Origin of the sequence: Catenulispora pinisilvae (genome assembly GCF_015356865.1) — a bacterium.
Lineage (GTDB): Bacteria > Actinomycetota > Actinomycetes > Streptomycetales > Catenulisporaceae > Catenulispora > Catenulispora pinisilvae.
In genome coordinates this window covers 16,513-41,920 of sequence record NZ_JAAFZA010000023.1, presented here as the reverse complement: position 1 = coordinate 41,920, position 25,408 = coordinate 16,513, and the positions used below count along the sequence as shown (strand labels likewise).

At 70.3% G+C, this 25,408-nt stretch carries 23 protein-coding genes and 1 pseudogene; 15 read left to right on the top strand and 9 right to left on the bottom strand.

Annotated elements, in window-relative coordinates:
* Positions 1 to 5: 5 nt before the first annotated feature.
* Complete coding sequence (locus tag IZR01_RS09140; RefSeq protein ID WP_194923597.1) at positions 6 to 1,292, bottom strand: sensor histidine kinase; 1,287 nt, start codon at positions 1,290 to 1,292, stop codon at positions 6 to 8.
* Positions 1,289 to 1,951 (bottom strand): response regulator transcription factor, encoded by a 663-nt coding sequence (locus IZR01_RS09135; protein WP_194923596.1) that lies wholly within the window; start codon positions 1,949 to 1,951, stop codon positions 1,289 to 1,291. Before IZR01_RS09135 ends, IZR01_RS09140 begins: the two co-directional genes overlap by 4 nt.
* A gap of 142 nt (positions 1,952 to 2,093) precedes the next feature.
* Here IZR01_RS09135 and IZR01_RS09130 point away from each other — a divergent pair, with 142 nt between their 5' ends.
* Together IZR01_RS09130 and IZR01_RS09125 are read left to right on the top strand one after the other, a co-directional pair.
* Positions 2,094 to 3,527: an ABC transporter permease gene (locus IZR01_RS09130; RefSeq protein ID WP_194923595.1), complete on the top strand. Its 1,434-nt coding sequence runs from the start codon at positions 2,094 to 2,096 to the stop codon at positions 3,525 to 3,527.
* Between the two features lie 10 nt (positions 3,528 to 3,537).
* The gene (locus tag IZR01_RS09125; protein WP_194897345.1) at positions 3,538 to 4,242 is read left to right on the top strand and encodes an ABC transporter ATP-binding protein; all 705 of its coding nucleotides are present in this window, start codon (positions 3,538 to 3,540) and stop codon (positions 4,240 to 4,242) included.
* Positions 4,243 to 4,311: 69 nt separating this feature from the next.
* Here IZR01_RS09125 and IZR01_RS09120 read toward each other — a convergent pair whose 3' ends face one another.
* Together IZR01_RS09120 and IZR01_RS09115 are read right to left on the bottom strand one after the other, a co-directional pair.
* Positions 4,312 to 5,298 (bottom strand): SMP-30/gluconolactonase/LRE family protein, encoded by a 987-nt coding sequence (locus IZR01_RS09120; RefSeq protein ID WP_194923594.1) that lies wholly within the window; start codon positions 5,296 to 5,298, stop codon positions 4,312 to 4,314.
* A complete protein-coding gene (locus IZR01_RS09115; protein WP_194894237.1) occupies positions 5,298 to 6,158 on the bottom strand; it encodes an SDR family oxidoreductase in 861 nt (286 codons plus the stop codon). The genes IZR01_RS09120 and IZR01_RS09115 overlap by 1 nt, the downstream gene beginning before the upstream one ends.
* Positions 6,159 to 6,285: 127 nt before the next feature.
* Between IZR01_RS09115 and IZR01_RS09110 the strand changes: the two genes are divergently transcribed.
* The 8 genes and pseudogenes from IZR01_RS09110 to IZR01_RS09080 all read left to right on the top strand — a co-directional run bounded on the left by IZR01_RS09110 (position 6,286) and on the right by IZR01_RS09080 (position 13,045).
* Positions 6,286 to 6,717, top strand: coding sequence for a winged helix-turn-helix transcriptional regulator (locus tag IZR01_RS09110; RefSeq protein ID WP_194894236.1), 432 nt, complete (start codon positions 6,286 to 6,288; stop codon positions 6,715 to 6,717).
* Positions 6,718 to 6,818: 101 nt separating this feature from the next.
* Positions 6,819 to 7,187, top strand: a complete 369-nt coding sequence (locus tag IZR01_RS50210; RefSeq protein WP_228559084.1) for a hypothetical protein — start codon at positions 6,819 to 6,821, stop codon at positions 7,185 to 7,187.
* Positions 7,184 to 8,209 carry an FAD:protein FMN transferase gene (locus IZR01_RS09105; RefSeq protein ID WP_194923593.1) on the top strand — a complete coding sequence of 342 codons (1,026 nt, stop codon included), beginning with the start codon at positions 7,184 to 7,186 and terminating at the stop codon, positions 8,207 to 8,209. Before IZR01_RS50210 ends, IZR01_RS09105 begins: the two co-directional genes overlap by 4 nt.
* Positions 8,194 to 8,835, top strand: a complete 642-nt coding sequence (locus tag IZR01_RS09100; protein WP_194923592.1) for a ferric reductase-like transmembrane domain-containing protein — start codon at positions 8,194 to 8,196, stop codon at positions 8,833 to 8,835. Before IZR01_RS09105 ends, IZR01_RS09100 begins: the two co-directional genes overlap by 16 nt.
* A complete protein-coding gene (locus IZR01_RS09095) occupies positions 8,832 to 10,229 on the top strand; it encodes an NADH-ubiquinone oxidoreductase-F iron-sulfur binding region domain-containing protein (protein ID WP_194923591.1) in 1,398 nt (465 codons plus the stop codon). The genes IZR01_RS09100 and IZR01_RS09095 overlap by 4 nt, the downstream gene beginning before the upstream one ends.
* Before the next feature lie 25 nt (positions 10,230 to 10,254).
* Positions 10,255 to 10,488: a ferredoxin gene (locus IZR01_RS09090; protein WP_194923590.1), complete on the top strand. Its 234-nt coding sequence runs from the start codon at positions 10,255 to 10,257 to the stop codon at positions 10,486 to 10,488.
* Positions 10,489 to 10,773: 285 nt separating this feature from the next.
* Positions 10,774 to 11,143: pseudogene (locus tag IZR01_RS54115) on the top strand (hypothetical protein); the annotation flags it as partial.
* 123 nt (positions 11,144 to 11,266) lie between these two features.
* The gene (locus IZR01_RS09080) at positions 11,267 to 13,045 is read left to right on the top strand and encodes a S53 family peptidase (RefSeq protein ID WP_194923589.1); all 1,779 of its coding nucleotides are present in this window, start codon (positions 11,267 to 11,269) and stop codon (positions 13,043 to 13,045) included.
* A 77-nt stretch (positions 13,046 to 13,122) separates the two neighbouring features.
* On the opposite strand, the gene IZR01_RS09075 is transcribed toward IZR01_RS09080, so the two are convergent.
* The 4 genes from IZR01_RS09075 to IZR01_RS52215 form a co-directional block, all read right to left on the bottom strand.
* On the bottom strand, positions 13,123 to 14,070 hold the full coding sequence (locus IZR01_RS09075; protein ID WP_228554549.1) for a hypothetical protein: 948 nt from the start codon (positions 14,068 to 14,070) through the stop codon (positions 13,123 to 13,125).
* Positions 14,071 to 14,235: 165 nt separating this feature from the next.
* Positions 14,236 to 15,966 (bottom strand): protein kinase domain-containing protein, encoded by a 1,731-nt coding sequence (locus tag IZR01_RS09070; protein ID WP_194923588.1) that lies wholly within the window; start codon positions 15,964 to 15,966, stop codon positions 14,236 to 14,238.
* A gap of 7 nt (positions 15,967 to 15,973) precedes the next feature.
* A complete protein-coding gene (locus tag IZR01_RS09065; protein ID WP_194923587.1) occupies positions 15,974 to 16,138 on the bottom strand; it encodes a hypothetical protein in 165 nt (54 codons plus the stop codon).
* Positions 16,135 to 16,260, bottom strand: a complete 126-nt coding sequence (locus IZR01_RS52215; protein ID WP_267254786.1) for a hypothetical protein — start codon at positions 16,258 to 16,260, stop codon at positions 16,135 to 16,137. Before IZR01_RS52215 ends, IZR01_RS09065 begins: the two co-directional genes overlap by 4 nt.
* Positions 16,261 to 16,428: 168 nt before the next feature.
* On the opposite strand from IZR01_RS52215, the gene IZR01_RS52210 reads away from it, so the two are divergent.
* The 5 genes from IZR01_RS52210 (at position 16,429) to IZR01_RS09045 (ending at position 23,252) form a co-directional block, all read left to right on the top strand.
* Positions 16,429 to 16,557, top strand: a complete 129-nt coding sequence (locus tag IZR01_RS52210) for a hypothetical protein (protein WP_267254785.1) — start codon at positions 16,429 to 16,431, stop codon at positions 16,555 to 16,557.
* Positions 16,558 to 16,964: 407 nt separating this feature from the next.
* Positions 16,965 to 18,119, top strand: a complete 1,155-nt coding sequence (locus IZR01_RS09060; RefSeq protein WP_228559082.1) for a D-alanine--D-alanine ligase family protein — start codon at positions 16,965 to 16,967, stop codon at positions 18,117 to 18,119.
* On the top strand, positions 18,116 to 19,567 hold the full coding sequence (locus IZR01_RS09055) for a UDP-N-acetylmuramoyl-tripeptide--D-alanyl-D-alanine ligase (protein ID WP_194923585.1): 1,452 nt from the start codon (positions 18,116 to 18,118) through the stop codon (positions 19,565 to 19,567). The genes IZR01_RS09060 and IZR01_RS09055 overlap by 4 nt, the downstream gene beginning before the upstream one ends.
* A 245-nt stretch (positions 19,568 to 19,812) precedes the next feature.
* Positions 19,813 to 20,817: a sensor domain-containing protein gene (locus IZR01_RS52205; protein WP_194923584.1), complete on the top strand. Its 1,005-nt coding sequence runs from the start codon at positions 19,813 to 19,815 to the stop codon at positions 20,815 to 20,817.
* A gap of 11 nt (positions 20,818 to 20,828) precedes the next feature.
* Positions 20,829 to 23,252 (top strand): Hint domain-containing protein, encoded by a 2,424-nt coding sequence (locus IZR01_RS09045; RefSeq protein ID WP_194923583.1) that lies wholly within the window; start codon positions 20,829 to 20,831, stop codon positions 23,250 to 23,252.
* Positions 23,253 to 23,364: 112 nt separating this feature from the next.
* On the opposite strand, the gene IZR01_RS09040 is transcribed toward IZR01_RS09045, so the two are convergent.
* Positions 23,365 to 25,293, bottom strand: a complete 1,929-nt coding sequence (locus IZR01_RS09040) for a S53 family peptidase (RefSeq protein WP_194923582.1) — start codon at positions 25,291 to 25,293, stop codon at positions 23,365 to 23,367.
* Positions 25,294 to 25,408: the final 115 nt, after the last annotated feature.

Genomic DNA, 25,408 nt, shown 5'->3' with positions numbered 1-25,408 from the left:
GCTACTCAGTGCCCTGCCACTCGACGCACCGGAACCGTGACGTGTACCGCGAGCCCGCCATCCGGGTTGGCCGTCGCCGTCGCACCACCACCGTGCGCCTTCGCGACCGACCGCACGATGGCCAACCCGAGACCGTGCCCGGAGCGATCGCTGCCGACCCGCGGCTGGGCCCGCTGAAACGGCTCGAACAGGCGCTCAACGGAGTCGGGCGCGATCTGCGGCCCGGTGTTCGCGACCGTGAGCACGGCATCGCCGCCCCGCAGATCCACCTTCACACTGACCCGGCCGCCCTCGACGTTGTAGGCCAGCGCGTTGTTCAGCAGGTTCGCGATCAGTTGCCGCAACAGCGCCGCGTTCCCCGGCACCGGGCATTCCGGCTCCAGGTCGACACCGACGCTGATCCGCCGCGCGGAAGCGGTATCCCGGCGTTCGGCGACGGTCTCGGCGACGAGGGCGTTGAGGTCGACGGGGATGGGGTCCGGGACCATCCGGTCGGTGGCCGCGAGCTGGAGCAGCGCGGTGACGACGGCGATGCTGCGCTCGTTGGTGGCCCGCAGCATCGGGGCCAGTTCGGCCAGCTCCTCGCCGCTGACGTCGGTCTCGGCGACCTGAAGGATCGCCCGCGTCGTCGCCAGCGGGGTGAGCAGTTCATGTGACGCGGTCGCCGCGAACCGCTGATGCGCCGCGAACGACTCCTCCAGCCGGGCCAGCATCGTGTCGAAGGTGTCGGCCAGCCGCTTCAACTCGTCCGGCGGGCCGGAGGCGTTGATCCGGTCGTGCAGGTGGCCGTCGGCCGCCCGGCTCGCGGCCTCGCCTATGGCGTGGATCGGGGCCAGCAGCCGCCGGGACAGGACCCACCCGGCCCCGAGGCCGACGGTGGTCACCACGAGCAGGGCGGCGATCGAGGTGACGAGCACCGCCGACCAGACGTCCTGCTTGGTGCTGATCGCGGCCGCGTGCGGGAGCAGGATCGTGTTCTGGGGCATCACGATCGTGGTGCTTCGCTGCACGTCCGACACCGGCAGGCCGGGCTTCAGGTCGTAAGAGGGCACGTACCGGATTCCGAGATAGATGATCGCGACCATCAGCGCGGCCGAGACGCCCAGCGTGCCGCCGAAGCCGGCGAACAGGCGGGCGTGGATGCTCAGCGTCCGGTGACGCGGGACCCGGCCCGGGGCTCGGCCGGGAGCTCGGCCCGGGGTTCGGCGCGGCGCTTGGCCCGAAGCTTGGCGTGGCGTTCGGCCCGGGGCTCGGCCGGGAGCGCGGCCCGGAGTTCGGATGGCGGCTCTCATGACAGCCCCATCCGGTAGCCGGCGTTCACGACCGTCTGGACCAGCTGCGGCTCGCCGAGCTTCTTGCGCAAGGTGTGCACGACCAGCCGGACGGCGTTCGGGCCGGGGTCGGTGAGCTCGTCCCACGCGTTGTCGAGCAGCTGCTCGGTGGTGACGACGCCCCGGTCGGCCCGCAGCAGCAACTCCAGCACCGCCAGCTCCTTCGGCGCCAGCCGGATCTCGGCACCGGCCCGGGTGACGTGCCGCCGGTGGGTGTCGAAGGCCAGGTCCTCGAAGGCCAGGACCGGCGCGTGCAGGACCGGGCCGCGGCGGTAGAGGGCCCGCAGCCGGGCCACGAGCTCCGGGAAGTCGAACGGCTTGGTCAGGTAGTCGTCGGCGCCCAGGCCCAGGCCCTCGACCTTGTCCCCGAGCCGGCCGGCGGCGGTGAGCATGAGGATCCGGCAGCCGGGGTCCATGCCGACCAGCCGTCGGCAGACCTCGTCGCCGTGCAGACCCGGCAGGTCGCGGTCCAGGACCACGGCGTCGTAGTCCCGGACCGCCAGCCGGGCCAGGGCCCGCGCGCCGTCGTGTTCCACGTCGACCGTCATCGCTTCGCGGCGCAGTCCGATCTCCAGGACCCGCGCCAGATATTCCTCGTCTTCAACGACCAGAACTCGCACCTGATTACCTTTACAGCTTTGCGTATGTGAGGCGTATGTGGAACTCCGGCGACATATGTTCAGCCGGCAAATACGGCTCACATCCCGAGCTGCCTAGCGTAGTTCACGGCTTGCCACCGATACCGACTGAAGGGCTGCACCTGTGAACTTCCTCAAACGCGCCTGGTGGCGACTCCGAGCGCATGTGATCAAAACCCTGATGCTCACCGGGCTGTTCTTCGTCGTCTGCACGCTGGTGCTGTCCGGGTTCCTGATCCAGTCGGCGGCGGCAAGGGCCGCCGACGGGGCGAAGAAGTCCGTGGGCGCGGTGGTGACGATGCAGCTGGATCTGAACGCGCTCATGAACTCCGGAAAAGGCGGCACGCCCGCCAATGGCCAGAGTCCCGGTCTGATCGGGCCGAACGGCGATCTGCACATCGATCTGGTCGACAAGATCTGCAAGTCCCCGGTCGTGGTCCAGTGCAACTACACCACCCAGGGCGGCGCCGCGCCGTCCTCGGACATCAAGCTCTACCAGCCGCCCGGCGCCCAGAGCAGCGGCGGCGTCGGCGTCGACTTCTTCCAGGGCGACGGGGTGCGCGACCTGAACGCCGTGCAGGACTTCCGCAACGGCGACTCCAAGCTCATCGCCGGCACCGGCATCGGTCCGGACTCGCCGGCCGACGGGGTGGTCATCGAGAAGCGGCTGGCCGACGCGAACCATCTCAAGGTCGGCGCCAAGGTCCACTTCAAGATCGGTGAGCTCGACCCGGCCCTGGACCACACCAAGGAGTTCCCCTACACCGTCGTCGGCATCTACAGCAGCGACAAGGCCTCCGCCACCGGCCAGAACGTCCCGGCCATGCTCGACCCGGGCAACCAGCTCTACTTCACCGCCGCCGGGGCCTCCACACTCCTGGGCAAGACCGGCGACGGCGTGGTGAATCAGGCCACGTTCACCCTGGCCGACCCGGCCGACCTCGGGCGGCTCAAGGCGGACGCCACCGCGGCCGGCGCGGACCTGTCGATCTTCCCGTTGTCGATCAACGACAAGGAGTACCAGACGCTGGTCGGGCCGATCACCAAGACCGCCGGCTTCGCCACGGTCACGGTGTGGCTGGTGTCCATCGGCGGCACGGTGATCCTCGGTCTGATCGTCGCCTTCTCGCTGCGCGAGCGGCGCAAGGAGATGGGCGTCCTGCTGTCGATGGGCGAGAAGAAGCCGCGGTTGCTGGGTCAGCACCTGGTCGAGGTCTTCGCCTGCGCGGTGCTCGCCATCGCCGGCGCGACCGCGATCAGCACCGTCCTGTCCCGGAGCGTGGGGAACCACATGCTGGCCGGCGAGGTGTCCTCGGCGGAGAACGCGCCCAAGGACAACACCCCGGACCACTCCAACGTCCTCGGCGCCTCCTCGTCCGGCTCCGGCTCCGACACCCCGACCGTCACGCCGATCAGCAAGCTCGACGTCCGCGTCAGCTCCTCCGACATCGCCCGGATCGGCGCCGCCGGCCTGGGCATCGCCGCCGCGGCCACGCTCATCCCGGGCATCGCCGTGCTGCGCCTGAACCCCCGCGAGATCCTGACGAAGGGCGACTGACGTGACTGACATGACCGCCGCGGCCACTGACGAGAAGGCGACGAAGACCCCGGTGCTGCAACTCGCCGGCGTCTCCCACTCCTACGCTTCCGGCGGCCGGAAGCGCATCATCCTGAAGAACGTGAGCCACTCGTTCCAGTCCGGACGGATGTATGCCGTCGTCGGACCGTCCGGCAGCGGCAAGACCACGTTGCTGGCGCTGGCCAGCGGGCTGGACACGCCGGTCTCCGGGAAGGTCCGGTTCCGGGGCGACGACGTCGCCGAACTCGGGCTGGGGCGGTACCGCAACCGGCACGTCGCGACCGTGTTCCAGAATCTCAACCTGCTGAATTACATGACGGCGGTCCAGAACGTGGTGTCCGCGATGGAGATCACCGGAGCACGCGGAGGCCGGAAGAAGCAGCGGGCGGAGCAGATCCTGACCCGGCTGGGGGTCGAGCCGGTGGACCAGCATCGCAGGACCCTGCAACTGTCCGGCGGCCAGCAGCAGCGGGTGGCCATCGCCCGGGCGCTGGCCTGCGAGGTCGATGTGCTGTTCGCCGACGAGCCGACCGGGAGCCTGGATCAGGACACCGCGACGGAGATCGTCACGGTGTTCCGGGCGCTGGCTCATGAGGAGGGGAAGTGCGTCATCGTCGTGACGCACTCGCGGGAGGTGGCCGCAGCCGCCGATGAGGTGCTGCGGCTTCGCGCTGGGGCGTTGGTCAAGGGCTGAGGCCGGGGCGCGCGGGCCCACCCCGGCCCGGGCCGACCTGGGCCGACCCGGACCGACCAACTTGTTCCATCACTCCAGCGGCAGGTTCTCCACGGTGAAGACCGGGCTGGTCAGCGGAGCGCCGTAGAGGTAGGTGTCCATCTGGGAGTTGGTCACCAGCAACCGATCCCCGCTGACCGCGACACCCGTGGTGGTATCGGCGCCCGGGTAGGTGCGTTCGGAGACGATCGCGGCGCGGGTGTCGTGGTGGGACAGCCGCACGGTGGCGATCTCGTTGTTCACGGAACGTGCGATGTAGAGGGTGTCGCCGCGCAGCGCGATTCCGTCGTCGCTCGTCAGCGGCGGCGCGTCGATCTTGCGGACCGCGCCGGTGGCCAGGGTCAGACGATAGAGGGCGCCGGTGGACCAGTAGCCGATGATCAGGGACCTGCCGTCCGGAGTGGCGACGATGCCGTTGCCGTTGGACGTGCCGGCCACGTAGTCCGGCAGGTGGTAGGCGACCTGCAGGGTGCGGTGGCGTCCGGTGGCCGGGGCGTGGACCTCGGCCGCCGGGATGCGGTAGACCACGGCGCGGAAGGAGTCGGTGATGTAGACGTCTCCGTCGGGCGTCACTGCTTCGTCGTTGACGAGGGTCTTCTCGCCGGTGTCGGGGACGGTGTAGGAGGCTACGAGCTTGCCGGTCTTGGTGTAGATGAAGAAGCGGCCGGTGAAGGCCCCGGCGACCAGGAGTCGGTCACCGGCGACTTTGATGCCGGTGACTTGGGTGCGGCCGTCTGTGCCAGCCGGGAGGAAGGGTTCGAGCGTCTGCGCGCCAAGACGGCCGCGGTAGACGGTGCCGTCATCGATGCTGCCGGTGTATGTGTAGGCGTTGTCGGTCGCGACGCTTTCGGGGAAGGCGTTGGCGCCGTCGATGGTGATCGTATAAGGACCCTGTTTATGCTTTTGGCCTGCCGCCGTTGTGGGAGCTGTGGGAGTTGTGGCGGCTGTGGCCGGGATCGTGACGGCGGCTAGGGCGACCGTCGTCGTGGCAAGGGTCACCAGGGTGCGTCGCATCATCACCGCAGCGCCTCGTCGAGAGCGGCCGCCAGGGTGGTCGTGGGCCGTCCGATCAGTCGGCTCAGCTCGCCGGAGTCGCTGAACAGCTCGCCGCGGCCCAGCCCGAGGTCGGCGTCGGCGAGGGCGTGCGCCACGTCGGCGGGCACGCCCGCGCCGGCCAACGCCGCCGCGAGCTGCTCGGCCGGCAGATCGGTGTAGGCGATCGGCCGGCCGGTGCGGTCGGCGACGGCCGCGGCGAGTTCGGCCAGGGTGAACGCCTCGTCGCCGGCGAGCTCGTACACCTTGCCGACGTGCCCTTCCGTGCTCAGGACCAGAGCGGCGGCCTCGGCGTAGTCGGCACGGGACGCCGCGCTGATCCGGCCGGCGCCCGTGGCCCCGATGAACGCGCCGTGCTGGAGCACCACGGGCAGCTGGGAGGTGTAGTTCTCCAGGTACCAGCCGTTGCGCAGCAGCACACTGGGAACCGCGCGCTCGCGCAGGTACTCCTCGGTCGCGCGATGGGTGGCGCCGATGATCGTGGCGGTGGTGTCGGCGCGGGTCATGCTCGTGTACGCCACCAGCGACACACCCGCGGTCTGCGCGGCATCGATGGCCCGCCGATGGTTGGCCAGGCGTTCCTCCACCGGGATGGAGGCCGAGATCAGCAGCAGCTTCTCGGCCCCGGCGAACGCCGACGCGAGACTGGCCGCGTCACCGAAATCGGCCCGCCGCACCACCACCCCACGATCGGCCAGATCCTTGATCCCGGCCGTATCGCGTCCGGTGGCGACGATCCGCGCGGCCGGCACCCCACGCCTGAGCAACGCCTCGACGACGAGCCGGCCCAACTGCCCGGTGGCCCCGGTAACGACGATGGACATGAACGAATCCTCGTTTCCGCCGCGGCCTCCCGCGGCACGCCCCCATGCTGACCTGGCAGCTAACCGCTGGGAAGTAGCCACTTTTTGGTAAGGTAGCCACCCGCCGGAAAGAGAAGAGGTGAGCCCGATGGCACCCATAACGGCCGTGACCGAGGCAACACGATCCTGGGACCCCTACGAACGCGGCTGCCCCTCCCGCAACCTTTTGGACCGCATCGGCGACAAGTGGTCCATCCTCGTTCTCGGCGAACTCGCCCAACATGGCACCGCCCGCTTCACGCAGCTCCGCAAGCGCCTTGAGGGCGTCAGCGAGAAGATGCTGACCCAGACCCTCCGCGCCCTGGAACGCGACGGCTTGGTGCTGCGCACGGTTCACGCTGAGGTGCCGGTACGGGTGGAGTACGAGCTGACGGCGCTGGGGCAGACGCTGCGGGAGCCGTTGAAGGGGCTCACGGAGTGGTCGATGCAGCACACGACGGATGTGCTTGCCGCTCAGGAGCGGTTTGACGGTCGGGGCGGTGGGACGATGTCGACCCCCGAGAGTGCAACCGGCGCTTGAGCGCGACTCTCAAAGTCGATATTGATCCGCGCCTCATCACTCTCTCACCGAGCCGGACCACGGTGGATGGCGATCCATTCAGCCATTGTGGAGGTGTCGACATGGAGCGTGAAGCGCGTCGCAGGCTTGTCCGAATATCCGCCGTGACCTGGACCGTGACCGCCGCGAGCGTGGCCGGCGGGGTGGCGATCGCCGCGACCGTGCCTCGGGCGCACTCGGGCTCGGGCGCCACACCGGCCTCGGGTGCCACATCGGGCACGGGTACCGGCTCGTCGTCCGGCTCTGGGCTGCAACCGTCGACGTCGGCGCCGAGCACCACAGGCACCACGGGGACCACGGGGACCACGAGCGGATCAGGCAGCACTGCTACCAGCTCGCCCTCGTCGTCCTCCTCGTCTTCGTCGTCTTCGTCGTCTTCATCAAGCAGCACCACGTCCTCCGGCCACGCCGCGACCTCAGGTGCCTCATGAGCACCATCACCCCGCCCTATGCCGCGACCGACTGGCGCGCCCTGGGCTGCGCGGTGCGCCTCGCCGTCACCGACCCGGCGGCGCTCGGCGAGGCCCGTCAGTTCCTGGCCGAATGGCTGGCCCTCGTGGACGCCGCCTGTAGCCGCTTTCGCGACGACTCCGAGATCGCAGCGCTCGATCACTCCGCCGGACGCGAGACGCCGATCAGCCCCGTTCTTGCGGAAGCCGTGGCGGCTGCCCTTCGTGGCGCGGAGCTCAGTGGCGGGGACGTGGATCCGACCGTGGGATCGGCGCTGGCCGGGCTTGGGTACGATCGCGACTTCGACCTCGTGCAGCACGACGGCAGTCCCGTGAAGCTGGTGGTCCGGCCGGTGCCGGGGTGGCGGCGCATCGCCTTCGACGCGGAACGGCAGACGCTCGCCGTCCCGCCGGGGATTCGGCTGGACTTGGGCGCGACCGCGAAGGCGTGGGCCGCTGACCGGGCCGCAGCAGACCTGGCCGCGCGCTTCGGCTGCGGGGTGCTGGTCGGCCTCGGCGGCGACCTCGCGGTGGCAGGGGCGGCGCCTGCGGATGGCTGGACGATCCGCGTTCAGGACATAACCGATGATCCGGGCGCGGACCCGGACCCGGACGCGGACACGGACGCAGACCCAGAGTTCATCAGCATCCTGATCCGCGACGGCGGCCTGGCCACCTCGGGCACCGCCGCCCGCCGCTGGACCCGTGGCGCCAGAACCCTGCACCACATCATCAACCCGCACACCGGCCTGTCGGCCCGCACCCCCTGGCGCACCGTGAGCGTGACCGCCGCCACCTGCCTGGACGCCAACATCGCCAGCACCGCGGCCATTGTTCGCGGCACCCGGGCTCCGGCCTGGCTGGCCGAGTGCGGCCTGGACGCGCGCCTGCTGGCTGAAGACGGCACCGTGTGCACCGTCGGGCGCTGGCCGGCCGCGCCGGGTAGCACCGGCTTCTCCTACACCATCGGCCCGAGGGAGGAATCGTCGTGGACTCTACGGTGATCTGGTACACCGGGCAGGCCACCGGCATCGTGACCCTGGTCCTGTTCAGTCTCGTGATGGTGCTGGGCATCAGCGTACGGCGCCAGGTCCGACTCCCCGGGCTGCCGCGCCTGGCGGCGGTAGCGCTGCATCGCAGCATCTCGTTGCTGGCGGTGGCATTCCTGGCCGTCCACATCCTCACGGCGGTCATCGACTCCTACGTCGATATCAGCCTCCTGGCAGTCGTCGTTCCGTTCTCGTCGTCCTACGAACCGCTGTGGATCGGCCTGGGCGCGGTGGCGCTCGACCTGATCCTGGCCGTTGTGATCACCAGCCTGCTGCGGGCCCGGATCGGGCGGCGCACCTGGCGCGCCGTGCACTGGCTGGCCTACGCCTGCTGGCCGGTCGCCATCGTGCACGGCATCACGCTCGGCAGCGGCACCGGGCATCCCATGACCGGCTGGCCCCTGTGGCTGACGATCGCCTGCGTCGCCGTGGTGCTGGCCGCCGTCGCGCAGCGCGTGGCCACGGGACGACGGGCCCTGACACCCGCCGACATCCTCGCGGCGGCTCCCGCACGGTCGGCGGCTGCCCGCGAATACGCCACCAGCGCCAGCGTCGGCACCCACGAAGGAGTCCGACGATGAACGCGTCCGTCCTGCCGCCGGTGCGTATCCGCTCACTCGCCAACGCCAACGCCAACACCAACACCAACACCAACACCAACACCCACGCGAACACCCACGCCAACGCCAACGCCACGGCCACCGCCGCCGCGATGCGCCTGCTCCCGTCGGAACCGTTGGACCACCAGGCACATCGCGCCATCTACGGCGACCTGCCACGCCTCGACCCCGGACACATCATGGCCGCCGCCGAGCGCTCCGGCCTGAGCGGGCAGGGCGGCGCGGCGTTTCCGGCGTACCGGAAGATGGCCGCGGTGCGCGAGGCCGCTCGGCGAGCCCGCCGTCGTCCGGTCGTGGTGGCCAACGGCTCCGAGGGTGAGCCGGCCAGCGCCAAAGACAAGGCCCTGTTATGGCACGCGCCGCACCTGGTCCTGGACGGCGTCGCGCTCGCGGCTGCCGCCATAGGTGCGGACCGGGCGTTCCTGGCCGTCGAGGGGGGTCACGGCCTGCGTCGGTATCTGGTCGAGACGAACCGGCAGCGGCCCTCGTCAGCCGTGCCCGTGACGATCGTCGAAGTGCCGTCCCGCTTCCTGTCCGGACAAGAGTCGGCGCTGGTGTCGTTCCTCGACGGCGGCCCCGCGCTGCCCCGGTTCCAGAGCCGGCCGGTATTCGAGCAAGGCGTTGGTGGCGACCCGACGCTAGTGCAGAACGTTGAGACACTGGCGCACCTGGCCCTGATCGCCCGCCACGGCCCGGCGTGGTACCGGTCCGGCGCGGCCACCTCGCTGTTCACCGTGCGATACGCGGACAGCACGCCGACCGTGGTGGAAGCCGCGCCGGGCACACCGCTTCAGCACCTGACGGGGGCCGTGTCCGGGCAAGCGATCCTGGTCGGCGGCTACCACGGAACCTGGCTGCCACTGGAGCCGGCGGCACGATCGGGCCGCGAAGCCGGGGCCGGCATCAGAGCAATCACCGGAGACACAAGCGTCAGCGCCGAAGCACTGGGCGTCCCGCTGGGAGCCGGCCTCCTGGCCGTCCTCCCCCACGACCGCTGCGGCCTGGTCGAAACCGCGTCGATCCTGCGCTACCTGGCCCTGGAATCAGCCGGCCAGTGCGGCCCGTGTCTGAACGGCCTGCCCCGCATGGCAGCGGCCTTCGGCGAACTGGCGCGCCCCACCCCGCGCAGCGACCTTCAGCAGATCCGCGACGACCTGTCCCGCTGGGCCGGCCTGGTCACCGGACGCGGCGCCTGCCGCCACCCGGACGGCACCGCCCGGCTCGCTCGCAGTGCCCTGATCACCTTCGCCGCCGAAGCCGACGCCCACTCCCGCGGTCGATGCCGGGCCTGCGCCCGCCCGCCGATGCTCCCGACAGCGACGCCCGCGACAAGCCAGAGCACTGTGACCGACTAAGGACACGGACTAAGGACCCTGACCCATGCCTGAGCCCACCACTGCCACCACTTCCACCACTTCCACCCTCCGCGCAGCCGTCGACTGGACCGCCTGCCAAGGCCACGGCGCCTGTGCCGACCTCCTTCCGGAAGTCGTCTCGCTGGACGAGTGGGGCTACCCGATCCTCCAGGAACGTCCGGTCCCCGCCGAAGCCCGGCGCCGGGCCCGCAGAGCCGTCTCCGAATGCCCCGCACTCGCCTTCCTGCTCAAGCGATAGCAGGTCTGGAGGAATTCCATATGCACCGCCGGGGTGATCTTGGGTAGTGTGCGCAGGTCTTGAGCCTGAACCCGAACGGGAACCGGAACCGGAACCGGAACCGGAACCGGAACCGCTAAGCGTTCCAGCCTTCCCCGCCCGCCGCGCTGCCGCGAGGGCGGCTGTTCGGGTACGCCCGCGGGGCTGACCGTGGTGACGAGACGTCTTCCGTCCGTTCTCCCGCCTCGGAGTTCTCGATGCCTCTGGCTCTCTACCTGCTCGCCCTGGCCGCTTTCGCCATGGGCGCTCCTGGTCGGTACGCCGCTCCTGCCAGTGGGCTGGATCGGTGTCGCGCTGTTCGCACCACATCCCGTGCCGTTGCTGGGCCTCGTGCTCGTCCAGGGCGCCTTGGCCTTCGCAGTCGGCAGCACCCTGATTACCCGCGTGCTCTACGCGGCATCCGACGCCCCGACCATGGGTGGCTCCTACGCGAGCGGCCCTCAACATCGGCGCCGCGGCGGGCCCGGCCATGGGAGCCGCCGCGCTGTCCGGCCCCAGCGGCCTGGGGCCGGTGTGGGTCGCGGCGGCGCTGACCGGCTCGATTCCCGCCGCCGCGCTCATCGCCCATTTCAGCGCCCATCTCAGCGCCCGTTTCAATCTCAATTCAAGGAATTGAAACCGTCCGCCACCGGCACTGTGAAGCGCTCTATCACCCTCCCCCACCGTTCTCCACACTCCAACTCAACCCCCGAAATCAGGCTGCGAACAACGCGGCCGGCGGGGCACGAGAGGAGAACACATGAGGCGGATACTCCTGGCCGGCGCCATGATGTCGGCCGTATCCACCGCGGCAGCCCTGGCCTGTGTGGGGCCCGCTGAGGCCGCACCGGCTCCGCAAGTGGTTCCGGCCGCCTGTGCCAGCGCCACCGCCGGGCACGCGCACTGCAACGCGCTCCAGCTGGTGCGCGGCGGCGCGAGACCGGCGGCACCGGCCGGGTTCGGCCCCAGCGACATCCAGTCCGCGTACAACCTGGGCAGCAATCCGAGCAGCGGGCAGACGGTCGCCATCGTCGACGCCTATGACGACCCGAACGCCGAGAGCGACCTGGGGACCTACCGCTCGCAGTGGGGCCTGTCCGCGTGCACGACGGCGAACGGGTGCTTCACGAAGGTGGACCAGAGCGGCGGCAGCAACTACCCGACCGGGGACTCCGGGTGGGGAGTGGAGATCACGCTGGACCTGGACGCGGTCAGCGCGGCGTGCCCCGGCTGCCACATCCTGCTGGTCGAGGCGAACTCCAACAACGACACCGACTTGGGGGCCGCCGTCGACGAGGCGGTGAAGCTCGGCGCGAAGTTCGTGTCCAACAGCTACTCCGACGCCGAGAGCAACTTCAGCACCGGTCTGGACGCGCACTACAACCACCCCGGCGTGATGATCGCGGCGGCCACCGGCGACAGCGGGACGCAGTCCGGGTCGAACGCCCAGTTCCCGGCGACGTTCCCGAGCGTGGTGGCGGTCGGCGGGACCTCACTGAGTAAGAGCTCGGGTTCGCGCGGCTGGTCGGAGTCGGTGTGGAGCAGCGGCGGCTCCGGCTGCTCCTCGCTGTTCGCCAAGCCCGCCTACCAGCAGAACATCAGCACCGGCTGCGACAACCGGGCCAGTGCCGACGTCTCGGCCGACGCCGACCCGAACACCGGACTGGCGGTCTACGACACCTACAGCCAGTCCGGCTGGCTGGAGTACGGCGGCACCTCGCTGGCCACGCCGCTGATCTCGGCGATGTGGGCGCAGGCCGGCTCTCCGGCCTCCGGAGACAACGGCGTCTCCTACGTCTACGCCAACGAGGCCAAGTTCAACGACGTCACCTCCGGCAGCAACGGCTCGTGCGGCACGGTGATCTGCAACGCGGGCACCGGCTGGGACGGTCCGACCGGGGTGGGCACGCCGAACGGCGTCAGCGGCTTCGCCTCCGGCACCACCCCGCCGCCGCCCAGCAACGACTTCTCGGTGTCGCTGAGCCCGGCGTCGGGCTCGGTGAATCCGGGTTCGTCGGCCACCGCCACGGTCGGCACCAAGGTCACGGCCGGTTCGGCGGTCACGGTGCAGCTGTCCGCCTCGGGCCTGCCCTCCGGCGCCTCGGCGGGCTTCAGCCCGACCTCGGTCAGCGCGGGCGGCAGCTCGACGCTGACGATCAGCACCTCGGGCTCGACACCTGCCGGGACGTATCCGGTGACCGTGACCGGGACCGCGGGCAGCACGACCCACTCGGCGACGTACTCGCTCACCGTCAACGGGAGCGGCGGCGGCGGGACCGTCACGGTCACCGATCCCGGCGACCAGTTCGGGTTCGTCGGCTTCCAGTCCAACGGCCTGCAGATCCAGGCCTCGGACAGCAAGAACCTGCCGCTGACGTTCAGCGCCACCGGGCTGCCCCCGGGCCTGAGCATCAGCTCGTCCGGGGCCATCTCCGGCACCCCCACCACCGCGGGCACCTACCAGGTGACCGTCACCGCCACCGACTCCGGCGGCGGCTCGGGCAAGACGGCTTTCGGAGACACTGTGTACGGATTCTGATTCTGATCTCAGGGCTTTGCCCTGACCGGTAATAGCTGCGGAAACGCGATAACTGTGGAATCGCGATAGCAACGAGATCACGGAGCGGGCGGGTCTGCACGACGTATCGACGGTGCGTCGTTCAGGCCCGCCCCCCAATCCCAGCGCAGGCCGACCACACCGGGTGGGACGTCGGTCGCCATCACGTGCGCCTGCCCGGTCGCGCCGACCCAGACCTCGCGAACCCCTTGGTCCGGCGCGGCTTCCGTGCGTCGTTCGTACCGCACGCACCGCGCCGGGACCGTCGCGGGGTCGAACTGCACCATCAGCACGTACATCGCGGTGGCGTAGGGGAAGAAGCGCTGATAGAAGTCGGTCTCGGTGGGCGGGATCGGGGACAGGCCGGTCAGCTCGTAGTCCACGACCGTGGTGTCCCCGCGGCGCAGCACCCGGTCGAACAGCAGCTCCGCGGCGACGAACCCGCTGTCGGCGGCGATCCGGACCCGCCCCACGCGGCAGCCGTGCAGCGCGGTCATGACCGGGGCCGGCGACGGCGGGTCGTAGGTGCGGTAGAGCACGGTCATCCGGCTCAGGTCGTCCGCCTCGGCCCGCACGACCTGGCACGTGGACAGCGACACCTCGCGCCGGTCGGGCCCGAGGCTGTAGCGGTCGAGGGTGGACAGCCGGGTGAGCTCCAGCCGCCCGGCGGGATCCAGGCCGCGCAGCAGGTCGTCGTACTCCCGATGAGCACCCCACGCGTCGACGACATCGAGCCCTGATTCCCGCCGCACGGCCGACCGCCCACGCGGCCGCCGCGGCCCCAACTGCCCGCTCAACGCCCCCGCCGAAAGCCCCAGCACCTCCTCCAGCGACCGCACCGCGACCAACGACTCCGGCCGCTCCGGCCGGCTCAGGCCGCGCCGCCAATAACTCAAGGTCGCCATCGACACCAAGGCACCGCGGGCGGCGAGCTCCGCGCGCACCTGCTCCAGGGTCAGGCCGCTGGCCTCGATCGCCAGGTGCAAGGTCGCGGAGAAGGGGCCCATGCGAACCGCGTGGGCGAGGTCACGGTGTAACGCTCCTAATCGAGCGGGCTCCATGGATAGCAGTATGGCCCCGAGGTCAAGGGTGGTGTATAGGGGTGGAGACTGCTGCCGAGGATTGGCGGGTCCGGATCGGCATCGCGGTCCTGGCCGCGACGCGTGTGACAGCTACCGCCGGGGCGGAAGCTTTATGTGGAGCAACGTCTGGGCGGCCTTGATCGGCGCGGCCCAATTCCGCCTGGTGGGCTGTTCCGACGCGGGCTGTTCCGACGCGGGTGGGATCGCAATGGTCGGTGTTGCTTCCCCTCCGCTGTGAACTGACATGTCCTCTGGTGGGGCGAGCTCCACTGCCAGTAGCTCTGCGACCTCGTGCGCCGACGGCCGCTCGTGTGGCTCCTTGGCCATGCAGCGTGCGATCACTTCCCGCAACTCGGCCGGAATAGCATCCAGATCAGGCTTCTCGTGCACGATCCGATACATCATGGCCGACGCATCACCCTCGCCGAACGGATGCTGTCCGATGGCCGCGAAGGCCAGTACCGCGCCGAGGGCGAAGACGTCTGCGGGCGGTCCGATCTCACGCCTACCGAGTATCTGTTCCGGCGCAATGTATCCCGGCGTCCCAATGGCAATGCCCGTCCGGGTAAGGATCGACGCGCTGTCGTCGCGGGCGATGCCGAAGTCGATGAGCTTCGGGCCCTGTTCCGCCATCAGGATGTTCGCCGGCTTCACATCCCGGTGGACCAGGCCCAACTCATGCACCGTCGCCAATGCCCAGGCCAAATCAGCCCCGAGCCGCCGGACCGCCGTCGGCGAGAGCGGTCCATCCCCTGCCACCAAAACATGCAGCGGCGGGCCCGGAACGTACTCCGTGGCAAGCCACGGTCGCTCGGCTTCCGGGTCGGCAGCCAGCATTAGAGCGAAGGATGGTCCGCCGGGAACACGGAGCAATATTGCAACCTCTCGCTGGAATCGCTGGCGGAACTCCTTGTCGCGAGCCAAGTCGTGATGCACGACCTTGACGGCGGCCTGCGCTCCGGACTCGTCCACTCCGAGATAAACACGGCTCATGCCACCGGAGCCAAGTTGGCCGAGCAATCGGTAAGGGCCGATCCTGCGAGGATCGCCATCCTCAAGCGGTTCCCCTCTCCGATCGGTCGCCGATCCCTCGGGCGACGCCGAGAGCGAACCATACGCAGACATTCCTGTGCCGGGTGTCGGCCCGTAACCCGCAGGCTGATCCGGCGGGGCGATCCGCCGCGGCACGGTATACAGCCCCGTCTCCGGGTGTGGCGTGACAGTGGCCATGGCCAGTCGCGTCCAGGCCTCGTGCCAGCGATCGAGCGCCTCCTCGTCGCCGCAGGCGATGACGAACGCCTCGACGACCCGCCACTGCGGAAGCCGGTCGCCTTTCAGCGCGTCGCAGAGCGTGCTCGTCGGCAGGCTCTGGCCGGCGTCCCGCGCACGCCGCTCGATATCCCGGAGCGTCAGCTGGCCGGATCCGATCTTGAGCTTGTGCATCTGGCCGACGAACTGCACGACGTTGCGCGCGTTCGTGGGGTCGGCATCGGCGAAGCGGCGGGTCAGGCTGGTCGGCGGTGGACGGCGCGGGGCTCTGCCGGGGCGGCCCAGCGACTCGTTGACCTCATGCCAGCGTTGCTCCCAGGTCCGCACGTCGTCCGCGGTGCCGCCGCAGGCCCGGACGAACGCGAGGGTCAGTTCGATGGTGGGCAGCTTGCGTCCGCTGACCGCGGTGGACAGGGCGCTGGGCGAATAGCGCGCCAGCCGCCCGAGGTCCCGGTACGGAATCTGCCCGGTGGCATGGCGCAGCGCCCGGAGGTCGCGGGCGAATTCCGCCAGCGGACCCTCGGACGCGACGGCTTCTTCGGGACGGCCCATGGACCCGCTAGAGCGCCGGGCGCGACGGTGCTTGCCGCGCCAGCCTCGTGACCGCCCGGCAGGCGCCGGCCAGCACGGTGGTCACGGCCACGGCGTCGTAGCCTCGACCGACCATCAGGCAGACGGCCGCGAAGACGATGACGATGACGATCGTCGGTGGCCGGCGGGTCACACCGGCGGCGAGGCAGCGGACAGTCGGCGCTGCTTGGGCTGCTTGGGCTGCTTGCGCTGCTCGGCCTGCTCGGGCTGCTTGCGCTGCTCGGCCTGCTTGCGCCGCATGGTCCCGGCGCTCAAATGTTTTCCCCACGTTCAACATCGCTCCTCGAAACTCTTGGTGGTCCAGGCTGGAACATCGCGAACCCGACCGGGCAGGCCGATTGGCGTCGGCTCGTGAACAGAGCCCTGAGTTCGCTCCACCCATCGTGCGTCAGCGCGTCCTGGGCCGTCCAGCAGACCGGGAAAATGCTTGATGACGCTCTGGCCAGCGGAATCCGGAGCCGTCCGGTGCTGTCCGGCGGCATCCGGCGGTATCCGGAGCCGTCCGCCGCCATCCGGACCTGTCCGGTGCCGCCGCCCGGCTCGGCACTGTGACCTGCGGATACCCAAGGGAGAGTTGTTCACTCTTGTTTCGGCGGCCTTGTGGAGCCATGCACCACGTGTGTTCACTGGAGATGAACCCGAGCTCTGTTGGTCCAGGCGATCGGGAGGAGGGGTCCGTGTTGGCGCACGGGCCCCTCGACTGGTTGGGGCGACTAGTTGCGATAACGCCTGATATGCCCTATTCGGGACCCTCTGGTCATCAAGCATCCGCGCCCCCGCCATCCCTCAACACCACCGCACCCCGGAAACCCGCCATCACCGGCCCGGCGTCAGCCGAGAACGGCCCGCGGACGTCGACCCTCCAGAGTTCCCTCATAATTGGCAGTGGTTGACATGACCAGGAGGGGTCCCAATTGCATTCCGCGCCAGTACACGCTTCACCCGAGGGTGACAACGGCTTGCTTCAAGTCGGCGTCTTCTACGGTGGTCCGTCCGACGAGCACGACGTGTCCCGCGCGTCGGCGAAGGCGCTCGTCCGCAACCTGCCCGGCGACCGCTACGCCCTGCACGCGATCGGCGTCACCAAGACCGGGCGGTTCATGCTGCTGCCGCGTGAGGCGCTGGAGTACGCCCGCACCGAGTCGACCACGGACGTCGCGATAGACGACCTGCTGCCGATCGCCGGGACGCCGGTGGAACTGTTGCCGAACCGGGCGGACGGGGCGCTGAGCGTGGTGCGCGCCGGTGACCCGGGCACGGTGCTGGCCCGGGTCGACGTCGCGTTCCCGGTGCTGCACGGCGCCTTCGGCGAGGACGGCGTCATCCAGGGGCTGTTCGAGGCGTACGGGGTCCGCTACGTCGGCTGCGGGGTCGGTGCCTCGGCGGTCGGTATGGACAAGGTCGCGATGAAGCGCGCCTTCCTGGCCGAGGGGATACCGGTCACCCCCCACATCGTGCTCACGGCCGAGCGCTGGGCCGCGACCCGCGACGTCCTGCCGCTGCTCAACGGGTTGGAGTGGCCGCTGTTCGTCAAGCCCGCGGCCGGCGGGTCCTCGATCGGCGTGACCCGGGTGTGCGATGCCGGTGAGTTGAAGAGCGCGGTGAATGAGGCGTTCACCCTGGACCACACGGTGATCGTGGAGCAGGGCGTGGACGACGCCCGCGAGATCGACTGCGGCGTGCTGATCAGCCCGGACGGCGACCTGTGGGCCTCGCTGCCGGCCGAGATCGACGTCGACAACGGCCTGCTGGACTTCCGGCAGAAGTACCAGGCCGTCGATTCCCGGCTCACGGTCCCGGCCGACCTGCCGGACAAGGTCGCCGACCGGATCAGGACCCTGGCACTGGAGGCGTTCACCGCGATCGGCGCCTTCGGACTGGCCCGGGTGGACTTCCTGTGGAACGAGCAGGCGGACGAGCTGTACGTGTGCGAGATCAACACCATGCCCGGCTTCACGACCCGGTCCTCGTTCGCCCGGGCCTGGAACGCCAGCGGCGTCCCGTTGCCGAAGCTCCTGACCTGGCTCATCGACCAGGCGCTGGTGCGCCCGGCCCGGAACGGCGTCCGTGCGGCGATGGAGGCGGCTGCGGTGCAGGCGGTGGAGGCGAAGTGAGAACGCTCAGTCTGGCCGAGATCGCCGAAGTCGTCGGCGGCACGCTGCACCAGGCCGATCCGGCGGGTGTCGTGAACGGACCGGTGGCCCTGGACTCCCGCGCCGTCGTCCCCGGCGGGCTGTTCGCCGCCTTCGACGGCGCGCAGGTCGACGGGCACAAGTTCGCGCAGGCGGCGGTGGCCGCGGGCGCGACCGCGGTGCTGGCCTCCCGCCCGGTCCCGGTGCCGGCCGTGCTGGTGGCCGACGTCCGGACCGCGCTGGCCCAGCTGGCCAAGCACAACCTGGCCGGTATCGACCCGCTGGTGATCGGCCTCACCGGCTCGTTCGGCAAGACCACGACCAAGGACCTGCTGGCCACGATCCTGGAGGCGCAGGCGCCGACGATCGCCACCGCCGGCTCCTTCAACAACGAACTCGGGCTGCCGCTGACGGTGCTGCGCGCCGACGAGTCGACCCGGTACCTGGTGCTGGAGATGGGCGCGGCGCAGGCCGGGGATCTCACGTATCTGACGTCGATCGCGCCGGCCCGCGTGGGCGTGGTGCTCGCGGTCGGGAACGCCCACGTCGAGACGTTCGTGGCCGGCGCGGGTCCGGAGGCGGCGGGCCGGGATCCGTTGAGCATCGTCGCGGCGGCCAAGTCCGAGCTGGTCGCGGCGCTCCCGTCGGCGGCCGCCGGCGGCATCGCGGTGCTCAACACCGACGATCCCCGGGTCGCCGCGATGGCCCCGCGCACCGAGGCCGACGTGGTCTGGTTCGGCCGCGGTCCGGACGCGGTGATCACCGCCGTCGACGAGCATCTGGTGCACGGGATGTCGGCCTTCACGCTGAAGACCCCCGACGGCAGCGCCCCGGTCCAGCTGTCGCTGCTCGGCGCGCACCAGGTGAGCAACGCCCTGGCCGCCGCCGCGACCGCGTGGGCGCTGGGCATCGGCGTGGAGAAGATCGCCGCGGCGCTGAGCGCGACGGGCGGGCCGCGTTCCAACTCGCGGCTGGCGGTGCGGACTCGCGACAGCGACGGCGTCACGATTGTCGACGACGCCTACAACGCCTTCCCGGAGTCGATGGAAGCCGCCCTGAACGCGACCACGGCGCTGGCCGCGGACGGTTCCCGGCGGATCGTCGGGGTCCTGGGTGAGATGGTGGCGCAGGGGACTGATTCCGCCGCCCGGCATGGGAGGATCGGGGATCTGGCCGCCGAGTTGGGGTTCGCGGCTCTGGTCGTGGTGGACGGTCCCGACTCGGAGTTCTACGACGGCACCGGCCCGGTCGCCCTGGTCGAGGCCGCCCGCGCCGGGGCCCCGGAGATGGCCGTGCACCACGTGCGCGACCGCGAGGAGGCGCTGGTGGCGGCCCGTAAGCTGATCCGGCCCGCGGACGTCGTGCTGGTGAAGGGTTCCCACGATCTGGGGTTGAACGCTCTGGCGGACGCTTTGGCCGCCGAAGGCTGAGCTGAGGCCGCCCCGACACAAGCCCCGACACGAGCAAGGACCGGCCGCAGGGCATCGCGATGCCTGTTGCCGGTCCTTCGTGTTTCCCGGAGACATATGTACGTCTGTGTTCGTGGACAGTACTCTGAGTCGCGGTTCAGACACCTGCGAGTACTCACACGGGGAGCCGATTCATGGCCGACGCTCACTCCGATGACCAGCGGAGTCCGTTGGGTGACGACGCATCGGAGCTTACGACACAGCAGTTGAACACCGTTCCGCCGCAGGAATCGTCTGCGTTCACGACGCAGCAGCTGAACGTCGTGGGGCCCGGCGGGCCGCCTGGCGGCCCGGTTCAGCAGCCGCCGGAGAGCGGGTACGCGCCGCCGCCGGAGAGCGGGTACGCGCCGCAGCCTGCGCAACCGGGGCCCTTCGCGCCGCCGCCCGGCTACGGGCCGCCGCAGGCACCGCCGCCCGGCTACGGATCGCCGCAGGCGCCGCAGCCTGTTTACGGACCACCGCAGGGAGCGCCGTCTCAACCACTGCCGCAGCCGCCGCAGACCAGGTCCTTCGCGCCGAAGGTGCCCCGGGACCGGCGCCGGCTGCTGATCATCGGCCTGGTGGTCGTGGTGGTGTTGGGCGGCGGCGGACTCACGTGGGCCTTGTGGCCGAGCAAGAGCAAGGCGCCGGTCGCCTCCAGTCCCCAGCATGTGGTGCCCGGGACGTTGCAAGCCAGCATCCTGACACCGGATGACATCAGCAAGGCCGTCGGGACGACCGTCATCTCCGGGTCCGCGGTGAATCAGCCGCCGGCGGCGCTGACCGCGGATCCGGCCTCGTGCGCGATGGCGGTCGGACCGGCCACGGTCTCCGGCTATACCAAGGGGTGGACGGTCTTCTACTCCACGACGTATCAGGACTCTGGCGGCACCGGCGACTACACGGTGACCCAGACGATCGGCGACTACGGCGACCCCGGGCAGGCCGGGACGGTGTTCCAGGCTCTGGGTCAGGGGATCGCGGCCTGCCCGTCGGCGACGCGCACCGATCAGAATAAGAACACTGTGAAGTGGAACTACAGCGTCGGCGCCAACACGCCGAACCAGTTGGCCTGGACCGCCGCACAGGACGCCGGGGGCGGGTGGGCGTGCTACCGGCAGGCCCGGTTGAAGGGTGCGGCGGTGTTGCAGGTCGCGATCTGTGAGGGTGGTGACGGCAAGGCCGCGGTGGCGAAGGTCGCCGATGCCTTCGAGGCGAAGGTGAGCGGGTAGCCGTGGGCGGCATGTCGAGACGGCGGGGTCTGCGTACACGGCGCCTCGCCGCAGCTCTTGCCGCCGCCGCTCTGACCGCGGGCGTCTCCGTGCCGGCCGCGCGTGCCGCCGCGCCGCGGACGGGCGCTGCGGCATCGGTCGGCGCCGCGGCCGGCACGGTCTACAACTGGCACCTGGCACAGGACGACAACCCCACGGCGCCGCCAGACGTGCCCGATCCCATCGGCAACGCGTCCGCCCAGATCCAGTCCGAGGTCGACGACTACAACACCAAGGCCCAGGCCCTCCAGACGCAGTCGGCGAACCTGGCGAACGACGAGAACTCGCTCCAGCAGCGCCAGACCGATCTGGAGAACCAGGCCAATCAGATCACCAGCCAGGAGTCCGGCCTGGAGGGCCAGGTCACCTCGATCGAGGGTCAGATCACTGATCTCAACAACCAGATCAGCGCGCACAACGCCGAACCGCACGAGTTCCAGCTGCCGGAAGAACAAGCCGCGTACGACGCCTACAACGCCGAGGCCGACGCGCTGAACAGCCGCAGGTCGGCGCTCCAGTCCCAGGCGGCGTCGATCCAGTCCAACGTGACGAACCTGCAGAACGCCGAGACGTCGATCCAGACGAAGCAGACGCAGCTACAGACCGATGTGCAGACGCACAACGACGCGGTCGAGGCGTTGCAGGGGCAGGCCGCGGATCTGGACGCCGAGCGGCAGAAGATCCTGGGCGATGTCGCGTCGCTGGAACAGGAGGCGCTAGAGCCGCAGACCCCCGCCTATGACGACACGCCGGGCGGTGACGCGACCGACCCCGCCGCCGACTCCGGCGCCGACCAGGGGCCGCCGGACACCGTGCAGTCAGAGCCGGCCGTCAGCGGTGGCGACTCCGCCGAGCCCGGTGGCACCGCGTACGAACCGACTGCCGGCGACGGCGGTTCGGAAGCGGCGCCGTCGCAAGAGGTGACCGAGGCTCCGGTCCGCGCCACCCTGTCCCCGGACGCGGTGCGCTCGCTGCCCGCCGACGAGGCCGCGCACCTGGACCCGACCACGACCTACGAGGGGCTGATCCCGGAAGCCGACGGGGACTACGCGCTGGCCGAGACCGAACCGCCCGCCGGCGAGTCGCTGCCGCCGGGCCAGAAGGCGTTCGACGACGCCATCGGCAAGGGCGGCAAAGCCACCGCGGATCTCGATGGTGACCAGATCACCATCGACCGCGTGGATCCGGTGAAGGAAGCCCCCTCGGAGGATGTCGGCGGGGACACACCGCGGCCCGCCCCGCGTGCCGCGGGCGCCCCGGAAGCGGAGGGGCCCGGGCCCGCGGTCAGCCTCAGCCGGCTCCAATCCCTGCTGGACGACGAGGGCTTGAGCGGCGACGCGTCCGAGTTCGACCTCGAATACTCGCCGTCCATCACCGATGAAGAGGGGGAGCCGGCGTTCGGCTCCGTGCCGACGGACGCCGAGGGCAACCCCGAGCTGGGCGCGGACGGGAAGCCGATCCTGCGCTTCTCCGACCTCGGGTTGCAGAACGAGGAGCAGGCCACCGAGACGTTCGGCAGCGAGGAACGCGAATACCTTGAGGATGAGGACGAGGACTCCTCCTGCCTGAGCCACAGTTTCATCGGCAGCACGCGGGTTCTGATGGCCGACGGCACCACCGAGCCGATCACCGACGTGCGAGTCGGAGACCTGGTCGCCGACGCCCAGCCGGGAGGCGGCGGCACCGAGGTCCACCGGGTGGACCAGGTGCACGTCACGACCACCGACTCGGACTTCGTGGACGTCGAGATCGGCACACCGGACGGCCCCGCGACGATCACCGGCACCCGGAACCACCCCTACTACGACGCCGGCGCCGGCGCGTTCGTCGACGCCGGCGGGCTCGCCCCCGGCGATCGCCTGCAAAGCCCGGCGGCCGTGGACGTGACCGTGCGCGGGGTGCGTCCGCACGTGGGTCCGACAGTCACGTACGACCTCACCATCGACGGGCTGCACACGTACTACGTGGTCGCGGGCCGCACCCCGGTGCTCGTCCACAACGATTCGTGTGGCGCGAAGAGCGGGAGGATGCCCAAGACGAACAAACCGATCTACGGTCAGTACCCGGACATCGGTCAGACATCGCTCTATGAGATAAACGATCCGGTCACCGGCAAGATCCTGAAGTGGGGAATCACCAACAACCCCGCAGGCCGCTACACCTACGCGGACTACACCGATTGGGCCCGGCAATACGGTGGCGCCTACCGGATGAACATCCTGAGGAACTTCGACACGCAGAGCGATGCCGCAGCGGTGGAACGCTACATGACACAGCGAATCGGTGGTCCCGAGAACTACGAGAAATGGAAGAACTCGGTGCCCAACGCCCTTCCGTGGGATCAAGTGCTCAAGAACGGGATCGCGGCGTTGCAGTCGGGCGCTTTGGATCCGTAGAGCCGGGCTCAGTGGTTCCTTGACGCGGAGGTGTCAGCACGCTGATAGGAGGCGAAGTACCGCGCGTCGGGCGTCCCCACGCCGGTGGTGTCGTCGTAGCCGGGGGTGGCGGTCAGGGTCTGGTCCCGTCCGAGGGTGAGGAGGAACGGGGTGGTGGGCTCGCCGGGCGGCGGGTTTGCCGGGCCGACCGCGTCCGGGGGTGCGGCGTTGCCGAGAGGGGTGTCGCGTGGTCCAGGGGTGTCGTGTGGCCCAGGGGTGTCGCGGTGACGTCGTGGTAGTCGCCGCTGCCGAAGCGGGCGTAGAGGGCCGGGTTCGCGAAGCCGAGCGGAACGCCGGCGGCCTGTTCGGCGTCGGCTTGCATGCCGGCGATGAGTTGCACGGAGCAACTGGTGCCGGCGACCGCGAATTCGCGGTACGCCGCCGGCTGTCCGGCGGTGGGCGGCACCGTGACGCCGACCCGGATGCCGCTGCCCGCGCTGGCGTCCGCGGCGATGTCCGGTACGACGCGCATCGGCGCGCCCGCACTGCCCACACCGCTCGTACCGTCCGCACCGCCCGCACCGCCCGCGTGGCTGAGCGCCTCGGGAACCACGCCGTGCTGATAGCCGGGCTGGGTGAACAGCCGGCTGGTCCCGCCACCGCCGCCGCCCAGGAAGGCGCCGGGCGGACTGATCCACCCGGTGGCGGTCGTGTCGAGCCGCGCCATGTCGTCGCCCCAAGGCACCTCCCACTCGTAGCCGCCGTCGGGTCCGATGGCCAGGGTCGTGCCGCCGACGCCGGTCGCCCACGGGTCGGAATCGGGGTAGCTGACGGTCGGCGTGTGCGTCGGCGAGACTGACGAGTCGTCGCCTTCGTCGTCGGAGTCCACGTAGTAGCCGACGCCTTCGACCGCGCCTCGTTTGAACACCTGCTCGTAGACGGCGATCAGGCCCGAAGACATCGTCGCCTCGTTGTAGCGGGCGTTCCAGGCACTGCTCACGACGGTGGCCGACCTGGTGTCGGCGATCTGGCTGTAGGCGTCGAGGACCGGCAGCGCCTGGCCGTCGTCGTCGCATTTCACGGCGAAGTCGGTCAGCCGGGCCGCCGGTGCCATCGCGTGCACTTGCTCCACGTCCGCGAAGTCCTCGGAATACATGGGTCCCTGAGTTTCACAGGATGCTTCTACGCCCGTCGGCAGTACCTCAGAGAACTGACCCGGGGACAGCGGCTCGCCGTGCCCGGCGGCGAACGTCGCCAGGTCGTGGGCCGTGCTCGCCGTGTGGCCGCCGGCGACCACGGCCGCGCTGACGCCGGCACCGGTCAAGTTTGTCGGTACGCCGTAGGCGCTGCGCAGTTGCTGCGGGGTGTAGCCGCAGGTGGCGTAGGGCGCGTGCCGGCCGTAGGCCGTGGGCAGCGTGTCGGCCACGCGCCGGCCGAAGTAGTCCGAACACGGCGGTGTCTTCGAGTCCTGAGAAGTGGCAGGGGGCACGGAGCCGACTCGCACGTCGCCGGTCGAGGTCGTCTCACCGCTGTCCAGGTAGCCCGGGATACCCGTCTCGATCGGCACGACGGTGGTCACCGCGGCCGCCAGCGCTGTCGGCACCGTGACGCTCGCGCCCGGGATCGGGGCCTGCTGCGGCACCCTCGCCACCGGCTCGCCGTACTGCGTCACCGGGTTCTTGCCCACTCGGTAGCTGTGCCAGCTGACGCCGAACGCGTGCGTGCCCTGGGCTACCGTGCCGGTCACCTCAACGTAGTGCGCGGTGGCCGCGGTGACGCGCAGCCCCGCGGAAGTGAGCCACGACCGCACGGCAGCCGTCTGATCCGCCGCCGGCCCGAACCTCTGCTCCTCCTGGCTCGGCGTCAGATACCGCTGATACAGCGGATTCCCGGGAGCCGAGACCGCTTTCGCATAGGCGGCCAGACCGACCGGATCCCGGCCTGCCAGATACACACGAGCGGCCATCGGCGTCTGCCCGGCCGCCACACCCAGGTCCGAAGCCGCCGCGCCGTCGGCGGTGGTCGGGATCGACCACAGGGGCACGTAGTCGGCGACGGCCACGCGGCCCGCCGGTCGACCGCCCGACCCGATGTCCGGCCCCCGCCCCGCGGCCTGAGCGGCCGACACCGCGACCAGCACCAATCCCGCCGCGCACGAAACCGTTGCGAGCCAACGC

Coding starts and splice junctions, on each gene's coding strand:
- IZR01_RS09140 (WP_194923597.1), bottom strand. CDS start 1,292: ATGAGAGCCGCCATCCGAACTCCGGGCCGCGCTCCCGGCCGAGCCCCG.
- IZR01_RS09125 (WP_194897345.1), top strand. CDS start 3,538: ATGACCGCCGCGGCCACTGACGAGAAGGCGACGAAGACCCCGGTGCTG.
- IZR01_RS09120 (WP_194923594.1), bottom strand. CDS start 5,298: ATGATGCGACGCACCCTGGTGACCCTTGCCACGACGACGGTCGCCCTA.
- IZR01_RS09115 (WP_194894237.1), bottom strand. CDS start 6,158: ATGTCCATCGTCGTTACCGGGGCCACCGGGCAGTTGGGCCGGCTCGTC.
- IZR01_RS09110 (WP_194894236.1), top strand. CDS start 6,286: ATGGCACCCATAACGGCCGTGACCGAGGCAACACGATCCTGGGACCCC.
- IZR01_RS50210 (WP_228559084.1), top strand. CDS start 6,819: ATGGAGCGTGAAGCGCGTCGCAGGCTTGTCCGAATATCCGCCGTGACC.
- IZR01_RS09105 (WP_194923593.1), top strand. CDS start 7,184: ATGAGCACCATCACCCCGCCCTATGCCGCGACCGACTGGCGCGCCCTG.
- IZR01_RS09095 (WP_194923591.1), top strand. CDS start 8,832: ATGAACGCGTCCGTCCTGCCGCCGGTGCGTATCCGCTCACTCGCCAAC.
- IZR01_RS09090 (WP_194923590.1), top strand. CDS start 10,255: ATGCCTGAGCCCACCACTGCCACCACTTCCACCACTTCCACCCTCCGC.
- IZR01_RS09080 (WP_194923589.1), top strand. CDS start 11,267: ATGAGGCGGATACTCCTGGCCGGCGCCATGATGTCGGCCGTATCCACC.
- IZR01_RS09075 (WP_228554549.1), bottom strand. CDS start 14,070: ATGGGCCCCTTCTCCGCGACCTTGCACCTGGCGATCGAGGCCAGCGGC.
- IZR01_RS09070 (WP_194923588.1), bottom strand. CDS start 15,966: ATGGGCCGTCCCGAAGAAGCCGTCGCGTCCGAGGGTCCGCTGGCGGAA.
- IZR01_RS52210 (WP_267254785.1), top strand. CDS start 16,429: ATGCTTGATGACGCTCTGGCCAGCGGAATCCGGAGCCGTCCGGTGCTG.
- IZR01_RS09045 (WP_194923583.1), top strand. CDS start 20,829: ATGTCGAGACGGCGGGGTCTGCGTACACGGCGCCTCGCCGCAGCTCTT.